Below are 14,124 nucleotides of genomic sequence, written 5' to 3'. Positions count from 1 at the left end.
AGCGTAAACAGGTAATGGTATGGTAGCACCGCTTCCCTGGTGGCGTACTGGCGTCATTTATCAAATCTATCCTAAGAGTTTTCAGGACAGCACCGGTTCTGGTACCGGAGACCTGCAAGGCATTATTTCGCGCCTAGAGTATCTGCAACAGTTAGGTGTCGATGCGCTGTGGCTTACGCCAGTGTATCCCTCACCGCAGGTGGATAATGGTTACGACGTTGCGGACTACCGCGACATCGATCCTGCCTATGGCACAATGCACGATATGGAAACGCTGATCGCGCAAGCACACGCGCGCGCGGCATGCGTATCATTATGGATATGGTGTTTAACATACGTCTACGCAGCATCCCTGGTTTGTGTAGGCCCAAAAGCCTGGCAGCGACTACCGCACCTTTTTACTGCTGGCGCGCGGGAACAGAAACCACACCGCCTAACAACTGGCGTTCAAAATTCGGCGGTAGCGCCTGGCAGTGGCATGCCACTGCCAGCAACATTACCTGCATCTGTTCGCGCCACAACAAGCCGATTTGAACTGGGAGCACGCACCGGTGCGCGGGTCGTTGCAAGCGGTCTGTCACTTTTGGGCAGACAAAGGGGTGGATGGCCTGCGTTTGGATGTGATCAATCTGGTGTCGAAACAACAGGATTTCCCTTCGGATAACGCAGGAGACAGTCGACGCTATTACACCGATGGGCCGCGCATGGTGGGGTTTCTTCACGAATTCAACCGCACCGTATTTTCACCGCGCGGAATCATGACCGTCGGTGAAATGTCTTCGACCACGTTAGAGAACTGCCAGCATTATGCCCCACTGACGGGTAATGCATTGTCAATGACGTTTAACTTCCATCATCTGAAAGTGGATTATCCTGGCGGAGAGAAGTGGACGCTGGCAGCCCCGGATTTCGTTGCGTTTAAAGCGTTGTTCAATACCTGGCAACGCGGTATGCGTAATAAAGCCTGGAGTGCGCTGTTCTGGTGTAATCACGATCAGCCACGCATCGTTTCTCGCTTTGGCGATGAGGGCGACTACCGCACACCGTCAGCCAAAATGTTGGCAATGGTGCTGCACGGCATGCAGGGCACCCACTATATTTATCAAGGGGAAGGGATCGGAATGACCAACCCCGGCTATGACACCCTTGAGCACTATCGCGATATAGAAAGCCTGAATGTCTACGCGGAACATCTCGCCAAAGGTGAAACACCAGCGCAGGTGTTGCGTATTCTTGCCCACAAATCACGCGATAATGGTCGCAGCCCGATGCAGTGGTCAGCTGCGCCGTCGGCGGGCTTTACGTCAGGTGCGCCCTGGGTATCCCCCGGAACAGGTTACGCGGAGATCAACGTTTCGCAGGCACTTGCCGATCCGCACTCGGTATTTTACACCTACCAACGATTGATCGCCCTGCGTAAAGCGCTTCCACTGCTGACCTATGGCGACTATCACGACCTGGGCCCTGAGCATCCAACCCTCTGGTTCTATCGCCGCCTCTGGCAGGGACAGCAGTTGCTGGTGCTCGCCAACCTGAGCCGGGAAATACAGTATTACGCGCTGCCTAACCAGCAGTTCCCCCAGCGCTGGCGTCCGCTGCTGAGCAACTATGATGATCCTCCCGTGCACCCGGTGTCACTAACGCTGCGCCCTTATGAGGCGATTTATTGGCTGTCTGATACTGAACTCTGAGGGGGAAGGTCGCAATTTACTCCTTCAGCACGGCGAAAAGCCTCAGCGATAAATCACCACAGTGGTCGGGCACAGAGATAGCACAGTGCCCGGAAGACAGCGCATCCTGCACGCAGGAATGCTCAAGGTCGACGCTAAAGCAGAGGTTTTCCCAATTCAGAGGAATGACAGCAGGAATGTGGTTAACCGGTTGTAACGGTTTGTCCTGACTCTCTGCAGCTTGGCGCACACGGACGGTATGCCGTGTGCCAACCTCACACCGCGTCATGATATGCTCACGCAGCCGATGTGAAGGCCAGGGGGAGCGTGCCAGAAGATAAATTTCAGAGACGGAGTCCAGATTATGCGGCTGCAACTGCCCGACCCACAGATGATCTTTTTCACGACTCAGCTCGATCCCCCACAGCTCTGTCAGGCATACAGGTTTCAAGCAACGCATTGAGCAGTGAAAAAAGAGGCGGAAACACCTCTCCGGGACGAGAATGATCATAGCGAGGAATGTCAGCCGTGCTCCACGCCTGCGTATAGGGCAACAACGGCCCGGCTAATTTAACCAGCTCGCGATAAGACCAATTCCGGATGCAACGCAGTTGCCAGGCTGACTTCACTCAGCACGGACTCGTAGCGATTTAACACATTCAACAACCAAAACAGCGGGATATCAGGCTGCCCATGCTTTCTGGGATGTTCATGACGCAGCGCCAGCATGCGGCTACGTTTGATGCGAGAACGCAACAACAGTTGCTTCTACTGCACCATCAGCATCGGCGACGAGGAAAACGTTAGCAACGATGGAATGAACGAGGGATCGATTTCCCACTGTCCTTGCCCATTCCGATTAAGTCGCGCAATAGGATACGTTTGATAACCACGGTTTTCATCAACGCTAAAGCGTACACATATTGCAGAGCTCACGGCCACACCGTTTTCTCGGAATCCGCTATCCGGCGTTTTCACGCTATAGGCTACTGCAGGCGATTCCTGCACACGAGAATGGTGAGGTAACGATTCGCACTGGCGCTCGTTGGAAGGGAGCGCCAACAGCACATCTACCTGTTGCAGCTGTTGTGCCAAACGTTGATCCAACGGTACTGTACAAGAAAGCGCAGGAAAGCCGGCAGAGTCAATCCACGTGCCGTCAGGCAAACACAGACGCAGTTGCTTTAGCGTTAAAGACTGATGCTGTATCGCCTCTTCATCAAGTTGTAACGCTTCGACACCCCATGTATTTGACAATGACTGGGATAAAGCGTGTTTGCGGCTCAGTCTGTTCTGCTCCGAAGTAAGCAGAGATGGCCGGTAAGAAAGCAAGGCGCCTCTGTTCCATCGAGGCCTTGGCGTCTTCATGCTTGATGGTTCTCCTCAATATCTTCATGCATTCTGGCAATGCCGGTTTATACAGCGGAGTATCTCAACCGACGTGTATGATGATAATACCTGCACCAGCCCCGAACCCAGGGCATTAATGCACTTATCCGTTAGTGATATTATTTACAGGTAAGAGTAACGTTAATGACGGCAACACATTAGCAGATATGGTAGCCAGGAAGAAACAAAATCACCCGTAGAAAAAACAAATGAGAATCTTCGCTTATCAAAAAGATATTTAGCTTCGATAAAAAAGTGACGAATTTATTCCGTTGCACACGTGTAATATAATAACAACAAGATAATATTTTCCTGAATATAGTCAGTGTATCAAGAAAGGTCAAAAAAACAGCACGGCAATAATCACATTATCACCGTACCCATTAAAAATAACGTTATCAGCGCGCCAACAGCAGACCAATCACTAACCCTAACGATGCACCAACGCCAACACCGTGCCACGGTTTTTTATGCACATAGCCGTCCGCACGATTCGCCACTTGTTTTGCTTTTGCATAATAACTGTCGGAAATACCCAATCTCGCTTTAACTTCCAATAGGGCATTCTCCGCATTTTTCTTTAACGTTATATAGGCTTCATCTGCGTTGTCACCAGAATAACGTAATATATCGTCCAACGTATCTACTAATAATTTAGCGTCGTCTTCAATCCGAATATCTTCAGCGGGTTGTTTTTTCTCAGCCATTATCTACTCCATGTTATTTCACACAACGGTAGATTAACTATAGTCAAGTTCTCCGCACCTTAGGGGCCTTGATGACCCACAGACCATTTCGAAAATACAAATAAGGGTAAAAATCAGACCAACATGGTACCCTGACGCGCAAAAAAAAAAGCCGCCGCAACCAGTAATGGCTGCGGCGGCTTTTTAGCGCAACGCTAGTGCATTACATCAGCGGCTGCGCCATCTGCACCAGTGAAATCAGCGGCTGTGGATACAGGCCCAGCAGCAGTACCGCGATGGCGGAAATCAGCACCACGCCGGCGGCGGCGGTCAGCGCCCAGTTATTGGGCGTATCACGCTGACGTTCTTGCGGTGCGGTCAGATACAGGCTAACCATGACACGCAGATAGTAGTAGAGACCTATAGCACTCCCCACCACCACCGCACCCGTCAGCCACCACAGCTTGGCATCAACGCCCACGGCCAGCACATAGAATTTGCCGAAGAAGCCCAGCGTCATCGGGATACCGGCCAGAGAGAGCATCATCACCGTCATGACCGCAGACAGAATCGGTTTATGCCAGAACAGCCCGCGATAAGAGAACAGGGAATCCGCGTCCGGTCCACGGTACGGGCTGGACATCAGACTGACAACCCCGAAGGCGCCCAGGCTGCTGAACAGATAACCCGCCAGATAGACGCCGACCGTTTCCAATGCCAACTGGTGAGTTTGCACGGCAATCAGCGCCACCAGCAGGTAACCGAGGTGAGCGATGGAAGAGTAACCGAGCAGACGTTTAATATTGCTTTGCGCAACCGCCATCAGGTTACCAAACAGGATGGAGGCAAACGCGATCACACCCAGTGCGGTTCTCACCGAGTCACTGTCAACCATCGGTGCATAAAGGAAAAGACGCATGACTGCACCAAAAATGGCGATCTTGCTGGCGGTCGCCAGGAAGATCGACACTGGCGCCGGGGCACCTTGATACACGTCCGGCGTCCAGAGGTGGAACGGCACCAACGAGAGCTTGAACCCCAAACCGACAATCATCATACCGAGGCCGGCCAGCAGCAGCGGCTCATGCAGCGTGCGATCCGCCATACGCGCACCCAGGCTGGCAAAGCTCAGGCTACCCGAATCGGCATACACCAGCGCCATCCCAAACAGCAGGAAGGACGAGGCGGCAGCAGAAAGCAGCATGTATTTGATGCCCGCTTCCAGCGAGCGACGCTGACGAAACGCATAGCTCACCAGACCGAATAGCGGCAGTGAAATAAGTTCAATGCCGATGAACAGCGACGCCAAATGGTTAGCACTTGCCAGCAGAACCCCGCCCAATGCAGCAATCGCCACCAGCAGATAAAACTCGTCGCGGTTATCTGGATAGCCTTCTAGCCACGGGTAAGCGAACGTGCAGGTTGCCAGGCTGGCAAGCAGTACTAACGCGGTGTAAAACATCGAGAAACCGTCTACCCGCAACAGCGGCGTCACGTCCATCGGACCGGCGTTACCCACCAGAATCAGCGAGAACAACGCGATGTTAAGACCGATCACAGTGACAGTGGCATTGAAGAAATGGTTGCGTCGCCACGCAATGCACAGCATCACAACCACGGCGGTCAAACCGACGATTAACAGCGGCATAAGCGCGACCAGGTGTTGAAGAGTTATTGTCATGGCAAATTACGGCCTTGTCGTTGAAAGTGTTGAATCAGTCACTGATGACATAAACCAATGCTGGATATTAGCCATTGCCGCATCAGACGTATTCAGGATGGTCTGCGGGAACAACCCGAGCAGCACCAGCAATACCACCAGCAACATCACCATCGACAATTCACGGGTGGACAGCCACGGCAGTTTTTCCTCGGATTTTGGCGTGCCGTAGTATGCGCGTTGCATCATCACCAGCAAGTAGACGGGGGCGAACACCAAACCAAATGTCGAAATCACGGTGATCACCGGCACCACAGGGTAGCTACCGAACAGAATCATAAACTCGCCGACGAAGTTGCCGGTGCCAGGCATACCCAAGGTCGCCACCGCAAAAAACAGCGACAACGCGGGCAAGAAACGAATGCGCGCCCACAGGCCGCCCATCTGGCGCAGATCGCGCGTATGCAGGCGTTCGTAAAGCTGGCCGCAAAGAATAAACAGACCGGCCGCAGAAAGCCCGTGCGCAATCATTTGAATGACCGCCCCCTGATACGCCAGGTGGCTACCGGAGTAGATGGCGATCATTACAAAGCCCATATGTGAGACCGAAGTGTAGGCAATCAGGCGCTTGATATCGGTCTGCATAAACGCCATCCAGGCGCCGTAGAAGATACCGATAACGCCCAGCCACATCGCTATGGGAGCAAATTCATGGGATGCATTGGGGAACAGCGGCAGGCTGAAACGCAGAAGGCCGTAGGCCGCGGTTTTCAGCAAGATACCCGCCAGGTCAACAGAACCCGCCGTAGGAGCCTGACTGTGCGCATCCGGCAACCAGCCGTGCAGCGGCACCACAGGCATTTTCACGGCAAAGGCGATAAAGAAGCCCAGCATCAGCATGTATTCCACGCCGCGCGACATCGGGGTTTTCAACAAATCGGTGTAGTTAAAGGTCCACACCCCGGTGGCATCGTGATGCACAAACACCAGCGCTAGAGTGGCAATCAGCATAATCAGACCGCTGGCCTGGGTGTAGATGAAGAACTTGGTGGCCGCGGTAATACGCGTTTTCCCGTCGGAACCTTTGTGTCCCCACAGTGCGATGAGGAAATACATCGGCACCAGCATCATCTCCCAGAAGAAGAAGAACAGGAACATATCAATTGCCAGAAACACGCCAATCACACCGCCCAGGATCCACAGCAGGTTCAGGTGGAAGAACCCCTGATAACGCTGAATTTCATTCCACGAACAGAGGATTGCCAACACCCCCAGCAGGCCGGTCAGCACCACCATCAGCAGCGACAACCCATCCAGCGCCAGGTGGATACCGATACCGAAGCGCGGGATCCACGACACGTTGTATTCAGACTGCCAGAGCGGCACATCAGCCTGCGCCGTTAAAGAGTACCCGCCCTGCGACCAAAGCAGCAGCGACAGCACCAGCGTTAACCCCATCGATATCAGTGCGATCCAGCGCGGCACGCGGGTGCCAAAGAGCTCAAGCTGCCAGCACAGCAGGCCGCCGATAAAGGGGAGAAGTATTAGCCAAGGTAATAGCATGGCGTTTTGCGTCCCTAATTTTAAGAAATCTGAAAACTTGCTGTGGCGGAAGCCATTACTCTTGGCCTCCCGCCCCTGCGCATCATTACTGCGTGTCTTTCATCGCGTTTATCTCACGACACTGTTTCATCAGATAACAGGCCATCAGATAAACTGTAACAATGCCAGCACCACAACCGCCCCTACGCCCATTGACGCAACATACCAGCGCAGTTGACCATTCTGACTGACGGCCAACCATTTGTTGCCCCAACGCACCACCACGGCAGGCAAGCCCATCATCGCGTTCAACGGATCGCGCTGTAGCAGTTTGGCAATCGCCAGATACGGTTGTACGAAGACTTTGCCATACAGCCAGTCAAATCCCCAGGCGTGGAACCACCAAGTGGAGAAGAAGCGACCCGGTGCACTCTGCGCTACGCTGGTCACGAACTGACGTTTACCCAGCCACAGCACGGCAGCCAGCAGAATACCGGCAATCGCTACCACGCCAGACGCGATTTCCAGCGTCAAAGTACGGTCATTGTCGAGTTCCGTGGTCTGCGGCAGCACGCCGTGCAACGGCGGCACAATCAGTGCACCAACGAAAGTGGAGAGCACCATCAGCACCAGCAAAGGAATGTGGTGAGACAGTCCTTTGCCTGCGTGCGCTTTGGTCTTCGCTTCACTATGGAACACGATGAAAATCATGCGGAAGGTATAAAGCGACGTCATAAACGCCCCGGCCAGCCCCGCCATCATCAGATCCATATGACCGTTAGCCCAGGCGCCCGCCAGAATTTCATCTTTACTGAAGAAGCCTGCGGTAACCAACGGCAGCGCTGCCAACGCCGAGCCGCCAATCAGGAAGCTGACATACGCCAGCGGAATCGTTTTACGCAGCCCGCCCATCTTGAAGATGTTCTGTTCGTGATGGCAGGCAAGAATCACCGAGCCAGAGGCCAGGAACAGCAATGCTTTAAAGAAGGCATGCGTCATCAGGTGGAAAATCGCCGCGTCCCACGCCTGCACGCCCAACGCCAGGAACATGTAACCGATCTGGCTCATGGTGGAGTAGGCCAACACGCGTTTGATGTCGCTCTGTACCAGTGCGGCAAACCCCGCCAGCACCAGTGTTACGGCACCGACAACGCCCACCAGATGCAGTACATCTGGCGCCATCAGGAACAAGCCGTGCGTACGGGCAATCAGGTAAACCCCTGCCGTCACCATGGTCGCAGCGTGAATCAACGCAGAGACGGGAGTCGGGCCTGCCATCGCATCCGCCAGCCAAGTTTGCAGCGGCAACTGGGCAGATTTACCCACAGCGCCGCCCAGCAACATCAGCGTTGCCCAGGTAATCGCCGGAGACCATTCTGCCAGTTTCTGCGGTGCCAACACCATCAGTTCGCGGAAATTGAGCGTGCCCAGCTCTTTGAACAGGATGAACAGCGCGAACGCCAGGAACACGTCACCGACGCGCGTCACGACGAAGGCTTTCATCGCCGCTGCACCGTTCTTCGGATTGGTGTAGTAGAAACCGATCAGCAGATAACTGCACAGCCCTACCCCTTCCAAGCCGAGATACATCAGCAGCAGGTTGTCCGCCAACACCAGAATCACCATGCTGGCAATAAACAGGTTGGTGTAGGCGAAGAAGCGAGAGTACCCCTCTTCACCGCGCATATACCAGGAGGCGAACAGATGGATAAAGAAGCCTACCCCCGTCACCACCGACAGCATGGTAAGAGACAGGCCATCCAGCGCCAGACGGAAGGCAATATCAAAGTTGCCTACAGCCATCCAGGTCCACAGATGTTGATTGAAAAAGGTTACGCCGCCTTCATGGTGCTGCGCAAAGAAATCAATCGCGACCCAGCAGGTGGTCAATGCGGCCAACCCGATAGAACCCACGCCCACGGTAGCGGCGGTGTTTTCCGACCAACGACCGCGTGAAAATGCCAACAGCAAAAAGCCGAGCAGCGGGAATAATATTGTTAAGTAGAGTAAGTTCATCCGCGCATCTCACTGACAGTATCGATATTCAGGGTATGACGACGGCGATACATCTGGAACAAGAGCGCCAGACCGATACTGGCTTCCGCTGCCGCCAGCGTGATCGCCAGAACATACATAACCTGTCCATCCGCGTGCCCCCAATAGCTGCCGGCAACCACAAACGCCAGCGCGGCGGCATTGATCATCACTTCCAGACTGATCAGTATAAACAATAGGTTACGCCGAATAATCAGACCAGTCAGCCCGAGCAGAAATAAAATGGCAGCCAGGGCCAGCCCATGTTGTAACGGGATCATGCGCGCTCCTCCGCCAGTTTTTTCTCTGCATCTTCTTTCGGCTGCTTATCGAGCATTTTGTCTTCACGGCCTACGTGGAACGCAACCACCAGCCCGGCCAGCAGCAGCATGGAGGTCAGTTCAACCGCCAGCACACACGGCCCAAACAGCGTGATCCCCACGGCTTTGGCGTCGATTACCGCACCGGAAATTTCCGCGCCGCTCAGGCTGAAAATCGCCCTGACCACCACAATCAGCAGCAGCAGCGAAAGCAGACCAGGACCAATCCACACGCCCGGCTTCAGCCAGGCGCTTTCCTGCTCGGTTACGCTGTTGCCAAGGTTGAGCATCATCACCACAAACACGAACAGTACCATGATGGCACCGGCATAAACGATGATTTCCACCGCACCGGCGAAATAGGCCCCCAGCGAGAAAAATACGCCGGAGATAGACAGCAGCGAGACGATTAAATACAACAATGCATGTACGGGGTTAGTGTGGGTAATCACACGTATGGTCGCCAGAATGGCGATTAACCCCGATGCATAAAACGCGAATTCCATGCTCGGCTCCTTAGGGCAAAATGCCTTTTACATCAATGGGTTTTGCTTCGTTTTCGGCGTCGCCCTTCTCTTTCCCATCGATAGCCATACCCGCCATCCGGTAGAAGTTGTATTCCGGGTATTTACCGGGCCCAGAGATCAACAGATCTTGTTTTTCGTACACCAGATCCTGGCGCTTGTACTCGCCCATTTCAAAATCCGGCGTCAGCTGAATCGCGGTGGTCGGGCACGCTTCTTCGCAAAACCCGCAAAAAATGCAACGCGAGAAGTTGATGCGGAAAAATTCGGGATACCAACGGCCATCCTTCATTTCCGCTTTCTGCAACGAGATACAGCCGACCGGACAGGCCACGGCGCACAGGTTACAAGCAACACAGCGCTCCTCACCATCCGGATCGCGCGTCAGCACAATACGGCCACGGTAGCGTGGGGGTGGGTTAACCGGCTCTTCCGGATACATTTTGGTTTCACGCTTTTTGAAGGCGTTGGACCCGACAATACAGATACTGCGTACCTGGGTACCGAAACCAACCACAATGTCTTTTATCTTCATGGTTCAGTTCCCTTTAGTGTGCGTTGTACAAAATCACGGCCGCCGTCGCCAGCAGATTGAGCAGCGTTAACGGCAAACAGACGGTCCACCCGAAGGTCATCACCTGGTCATAGCACGGACGCGGCAACGAGGCACGGATCAGGATGAACATCATCATGAAGAAGCCGGTTTTCAGCGCAAACCAAACGAAAGGCGGTAAGAATGGCCCATGCCAGCCACCGAAGAACAGCGTTACCATCAGAGCCGATACGGTCACGATGCCAATGTATTCCCCCACGAAGAACAGACCGAATTTCATACCGGAATATTCAATGTGGTAACCATCCGCCAGTTCCTGCTCCGCTTCCGGTTGGTCGAAAGGATGGCGGTGACACACCGCCACACTGGCGATAGCAAACGTCACAAAACCGAAGAACTGCGGAATCACGTTCCATAAGTGCGCTTGGGATTCGACGATATCGCGCATGTTGAACGAGCCCGCCTGTGCGACCACACCCATCAGCGATAGGCCGAGAAACACTTCGTAGCTCAGCGTTTGTGCTGATGCACGCACCGCCCCCAACAGAGAGTATTTGTTACCGCTCGCCCAACCGGCGAACAGCACGGCATACACCGCCAGCCCCGCCATCATCAGGAAGAACAGCAGGCCGATGTTTAAATCGGCAACGCCCCAGGTCGGAGTGACCGGCACAATGGCAAACGAAAGCAATAGCGAAGTAAAGGCAATCACCGGTGCCAGCGTGAAAATCACGCGGTCGGTAAAGCGCGGCACCCAGTCCTCTTTGAAGAACATCTTGATTATGTCAGCGACCAGCTGCAACGACCCGCCCCAGCCTACACGGTTTGGCCCGTAACGCCCCTGGAACAGCCCGAGAAGACGACGTTCGCCCATACTCATGAATGCGCCGCAGGTGACTACCACCAGCAGGATCACCACGGCTTTGCCGACGGCGATCAAGGTATCCATAACCTCCGGTGTTAACCAGCTCATTGTGCAGCCTCCCGCAGACTTTCAATGGTTGCCCCTGCCAACGACGGCACAATACCCGGGAACCCTAACGGCAATCCAACCTGTCCCTGACGCAAAGCGTCGCTCAGGCGCAGCGGCAGACGCAGGGTCTGCCCCTGACAGCGCAGCTCAAGCAGCGCGCCTGCGTTAACGCCCAGCAGCGCCGCATCGGCGAGACTGACCATCACGTAAGCCTCATCCATACGTTGTTGGATAACTGTAGAGCGCTGTGTCATCTCTTCACTGCCGAACAGATGGTAGTAAGGTGCTACACGCCACTGTCCAGGCTGTGCGTTAAACGCTGCCGGAATGGCGTCGAAGTAACCCAGTTGGCCTTCGCCCGCTTCGATCAAGCGCACACCCGGATCGCCGTGGCGAAGGTGACCGCCCACTTCGTCCTGGAATTTGTTCCATGCCTGAGGTGAGTTCCAACCGGGAGACCAGGCAAACGGAATCTGCTGGCGCGCGGCTGTCGGGCTGTTGTTTCCTTCCATCGAGAAGGCGAACATCGTGTCTTTGTCTTGTGGCTGACGCAGTTCATGCACGCTGATATTGGCGCGCATTGAGGTACGGCCACTGGAGCGATTGGGTGAACGCGCCAGTTTCTGCCCGTTGATACGGAAATTGGCGTCTGGCGCAGCGTCTTTGATACCTGCTAACTGCGGCAACGCCGTCACACAGGCATCAATCACGTGATCCAGTTGTGTCCAATCGACCTTACGACTCTGATAGGTGGTCGCCAGCGAATGCAACCAACGCCAGCTTTCCAGCATTACCACGCTGTTGTCATAGTAGGCCGGATCGTACACCTGGAAGAAACGCTGAGCGCGGCCTTCCTGATTGATCAGCGTACCGTCGCTTTCAGCAAAGCTGGCGGCAGAGAGGATCAACGACGCTTTATCCATGATCGCGGTGCGCTGATGATCCATCACGATCAGATTGGTGGCTTTAGCCAGCCCCGCATCCACACGCGCCTGCGGGGCATGACGATAGAGATCGTTTTCCAGCACCACCACGCTATCGGCAGCACCGCTCTCCAACTGTGCCAGCGCATCGTCCAGCGAACCGCCGCCAATCATTGACAGGCCAATACTGTTTGCAGCGGAGGCAACAAAGGTCACTCCGACATCAGAACCGCGTTGTTTAAGCGCTTTCGCCACGTTGGCAGCCGCTTCGATAATCGCTTCGCTACCAGAATGGGTACCAGAGATAATCAGCGGTTTTTTCGCACCAGCCAGTGCCTGCACGATAACGTCAACTTTCGGTGCCAGAGAAGCATCCAAATCGGTGACTGCCGGGGCATTTTCATCCAACGCATGAGCGATGGCGAAGCCAAGGCGCGCCTGATCCTCTACCGGTGCACGGTAGTTCCAGGCAGCGATATCATCCAGACGCGTTTTATCTACCGATGTCATAAACAGCGGATGCTTGGCGTGTTGGCCAATGTTGAGAATTGCCGCAATCTGCCAGTCTGCTACTTTTTGCGCAGCCGCCATTTCACGCGCTTTCCCCTTCACCGCCTGACGTACCGCCAGCGCGATACGCGCGCCGGTTTGGGTCAAATCTTCCCCCAGCACCAGTACGGCGTCATAGCTTTCGATATCACGCAGCATCGGGGTGCGTACACCGCTGTCGCGCAACACGTTGAGGATCAGTTGTAGACGCGCCAGCTCAGCGTGGGCAATACCGGTGTAGAAGCTTTCCGCTCCCACCAGTTCACGCAGCGCAAAGTTGCTTTCTACGCTGGCACGCGGAGAGCCAATGCCGATGACACGTTTTGACTGGCGCAGCACATCAGCCGCCCCTTGCAGCGCTTGATCGGCGTTCATGGCAATCCAGTCATCGCCACGACGCTGCAATGGCTGACACGGACGATCTTTCGCGTTGACGTAGCCATAACCAAAACGGCCACGGTCACACAGGAAATAGTGGTTCACGCTACCGTTGTAGCGGTTTTCGATACGACGCAGCTCACCGTAACGTTCGCCCGGGCTGGTGTTACACCCGACGCTGCACTGCTGGCAGACGCTGGGCGCAAACTGCATATCCCATTTGCGGTTATAGCGCGCAGAGTGGGTTTTATCGGTGAACACCCCGGTAGGACACATTTCGACCAGGTTGCCGGAAAATTCGCTTTCCAGTACGCCATCTTCAGGCCGGCCAAAGTAGACGTTGTCATGGGCACCATACACGCCCAGATCGGTGCCACCGGCGTAATCCTTGTAGTAACGCACACAGCGATAGCAGGCGATGCAGCGGTTCATCTCATGAGAGATAAACGGCCCCAGATCCTGATTGCGGTGAGTACGTTTGGTAAAGCGATAACGGCGGAAGTTGTGTCCCGTCATCACCGTCATATCCTGCAAATGACAGTTGCCACCCTCTTCGCAGACCGGGCAGTCGTGCGGGTGGTTGGTCATCAGGAATTCGACGATGGTTTTACGGAACAGTTTGGCTTCCTCATCGTCGATGGCGATAAACGCGCCATCGGTTGCGGGGGTCATGCAGGACATGACCAGACGGCCACGCGTGTCCTCCGCATTCTGGTACTGCTTCACCGCGCAGAGGCGGCAGGAACCGACGCTACCCAGCGCGGGATGCCAGCAAAAGTAAGGAATATCAAGCCCCAGCGTCAGACAAGCCTCTAGCAGGTTGTCCGAGCCGTTCACCTCATACTCTTTGCCGTCTACATGAATCGTAGCCATAGTCAGCATGCTTCCATAATGGCCCGTGTTGCCACAGGCGCTAATCAAAA

Annotated in this window: 11 protein-coding genes and 2 pseudogenes; 1 reads left to right on the top strand and 12 read right to left on the bottom strand. The window is 54.6% G+C overall.

Going from position 1 to position 14,124, the window contains the following annotated elements; translation table 11 throughout:
- Positions 1-19 precede the first annotated feature (19 nt).
- Positions 20-1,691: pseudogene (locus JZM30_RS02020) on the top strand (alpha,alpha-phosphotrehalase).
- A gap of 16 nt (positions 1,692-1,707) precedes the next feature.
- On the opposite strand, the gene tssK (JZM30_RS02015) reads toward JZM30_RS02020, so the two are convergent.
- From tssK (JZM30_RS02015) to nuoG, 12 genes and pseudogenes are all read right to left on the bottom strand, one after another.
- Complete coding sequence (tssK, locus tag JZM30_RS02015; protein ID WP_286673422.1) at positions 1,708-2,181, bottom strand: type VI secretion system baseplate subunit TssK; 474 nt, start codon at positions 2,179-2,181, stop codon at positions 1,708-1,710.
- Positions 2,072-2,299: a type VI secretion system baseplate subunit TssK gene (tssK, locus tag JZM30_RS24235; RefSeq protein WP_367115809.1), complete on the bottom strand. Its 228-nt coding sequence runs from the start codon at positions 2,297-2,299 to the stop codon at positions 2,072-2,074. Before tssK (JZM30_RS24235) ends, tssK (JZM30_RS02015) begins: the two co-directional genes overlap by 110 nt.
- Positions 2,241-2,927 (bottom strand): annotated as a pseudogene (gene tssK, locus JZM30_RS02010) (type VI secretion system baseplate subunit TssK). Before tssK (JZM30_RS02010) ends, tssK (JZM30_RS24235) begins: the two are co-directional and overlap by 59 nt.
- A 530-nt stretch (positions 2,928-3,457) precedes the next feature.
- Positions 3,458-3,766 carry a stress response protein ElaB gene (elaB, locus tag JZM30_RS02005; protein WP_252317398.1) on the bottom strand — a complete coding sequence of 103 codons (309 nt, stop codon included), beginning with the start codon at positions 3,764-3,766 and terminating at the stop codon, positions 3,458-3,460.
- Positions 3,767-3,968: 202 nt separating this feature from the next.
- Positions 3,969-5,426 (bottom strand): NADH-quinone oxidoreductase subunit NuoN, encoded by a 1,458-nt coding sequence (gene nuoN / locus JZM30_RS02000; RefSeq protein WP_252317397.1) that lies wholly within the window; start codon positions 5,424-5,426, stop codon positions 3,969-3,971.
- A 6-nt stretch (positions 5,427-5,432) separates the two neighbouring features.
- Positions 5,433-6,968: an NADH-quinone oxidoreductase subunit M gene (gene nuoM, locus JZM30_RS01995; protein ID WP_252317396.1), complete on the bottom strand. Its 1,536-nt coding sequence runs from the start codon at positions 6,966-6,968 to the stop codon at positions 5,433-5,435.
- Positions 6,969-7,112: 144 nt separating this feature from the next.
- Positions 7,113-8,963, bottom strand: coding sequence for an NADH-quinone oxidoreductase subunit L (gene nuoL, locus JZM30_RS01990; RefSeq protein ID WP_252317395.1), 1,851 nt, complete (start codon positions 8,961-8,963; stop codon positions 7,113-7,115).
- Positions 8,960-9,262 (bottom strand): NADH-quinone oxidoreductase subunit NuoK, encoded by a 303-nt coding sequence (gene nuoK / locus JZM30_RS01985; RefSeq protein WP_252317394.1) that lies wholly within the window; start codon positions 9,260-9,262, stop codon positions 8,960-8,962. The genes nuoL and nuoK overlap by 4 nt, the downstream gene beginning before the upstream one ends.
- The gene (gene nuoJ, locus JZM30_RS01980) at positions 9,259-9,807 is read right to left on the bottom strand and encodes an NADH-quinone oxidoreductase subunit J (protein ID WP_252317393.1); all 549 of its coding nucleotides are present in this window, start codon (positions 9,805-9,807) and stop codon (positions 9,259-9,261) included. Before nuoJ ends, nuoK begins: the two co-directional genes overlap by 4 nt.
- Positions 9,808-9,817: 10 nt before the next feature.
- On the bottom strand, positions 9,818-10,360 hold the full coding sequence (gene nuoI, locus JZM30_RS01975; protein ID WP_252317392.1) for an NADH-quinone oxidoreductase subunit NuoI: 543 nt from the start codon (positions 10,358-10,360) through the stop codon (positions 9,818-9,820).
- Between the two features lie 13 nt (positions 10,361-10,373).
- Positions 10,374-11,351 carry an NADH-quinone oxidoreductase subunit NuoH gene (gene nuoH / locus JZM30_RS01970; protein WP_252317391.1) on the bottom strand — a complete coding sequence of 326 codons (978 nt, stop codon included), beginning with the start codon at positions 11,349-11,351 and terminating at the stop codon, positions 10,374-10,376.
- On the bottom strand, positions 11,348-14,083 hold the full coding sequence (gene nuoG, locus JZM30_RS01965) for an NADH-quinone oxidoreductase subunit NuoG (RefSeq protein WP_252317390.1): 2,736 nt from the start codon (positions 14,081-14,083) through the stop codon (positions 11,348-11,350). The genes nuoH and nuoG overlap by 4 nt, the downstream gene beginning before the upstream one ends.
- Positions 14,084-14,124 lie beyond the last annotated feature (41 nt).

Origin of the sequence: Candidatus Symbiopectobacterium endolongispinus, from assembly GCF_018777385.1 — a bacterium.
Taxonomy (GTDB): Bacteria; Pseudomonadota; Gammaproteobacteria; order Enterobacterales; family Enterobacteriaceae; genus Symbiopectobacterium; species Symbiopectobacterium endolongispinus.
This window is presented reverse-complemented; position numbering and strand designations above follow the sequence as displayed.

Excerpts from the sequence above, each read along its gene's own strand:
- nuoG (WP_252317390.1), bottom strand. The coding sequence starts at position 14,083 with ATGCTGACTATGGCTACGATTCATGTAGACGGCAAAGAGTATGAGGTG.
- tssK (WP_286673422.1), bottom strand. The coding sequence starts at position 2,181 with ATGATCATTCTCGTCCCGGAGAGGTGTTTCCGCCTCTTTTTTCACTGC.
- nuoM (WP_252317396.1), bottom strand. The coding sequence starts at position 6,968 with ATGCTATTACCTTGGCTAATACTTCTCCCCTTTATCGGCGGCCTGCTG.
- nuoJ (WP_252317393.1), bottom strand. The coding sequence starts at position 9,807 with ATGGAATTCGCGTTTTATGCATCGGGGTTAATCGCCATTCTGGCGACC.
- nuoL (WP_252317395.1), bottom strand. The coding sequence starts at position 8,963 with ATGAACTTACTCTACTTAACAATATTATTCCCGCTGCTCGGCTTTTTG.
- nuoN (WP_252317397.1), bottom strand. The coding sequence starts at position 5,426 with ATGACAATAACTCTTCAACACCTGGTCGCGCTTATGCCGCTGTTAATC.
- elaB (WP_252317398.1), bottom strand. The coding sequence starts at position 3,766 with ATGGCTGAGAAAAAACAACCCGCTGAAGATATTCGGATTGAAGACGAC.
- nuoH (WP_252317391.1), bottom strand. The coding sequence starts at position 11,351 with ATGAGCTGGTTAACACCGGAGGTTATGGATACCTTGATCGCCGTCGGC.
- nuoK (WP_252317394.1), bottom strand. The coding sequence starts at position 9,262 with ATGATCCCGTTACAACATGGGCTGGCCCTGGCTGCCATTTTATTTCTG.
- nuoI (WP_252317392.1), bottom strand. The coding sequence starts at position 10,360 with ATGAAGATAAAAGACATTGTGGTTGGTTTCGGTACCCAGGTACGCAGT.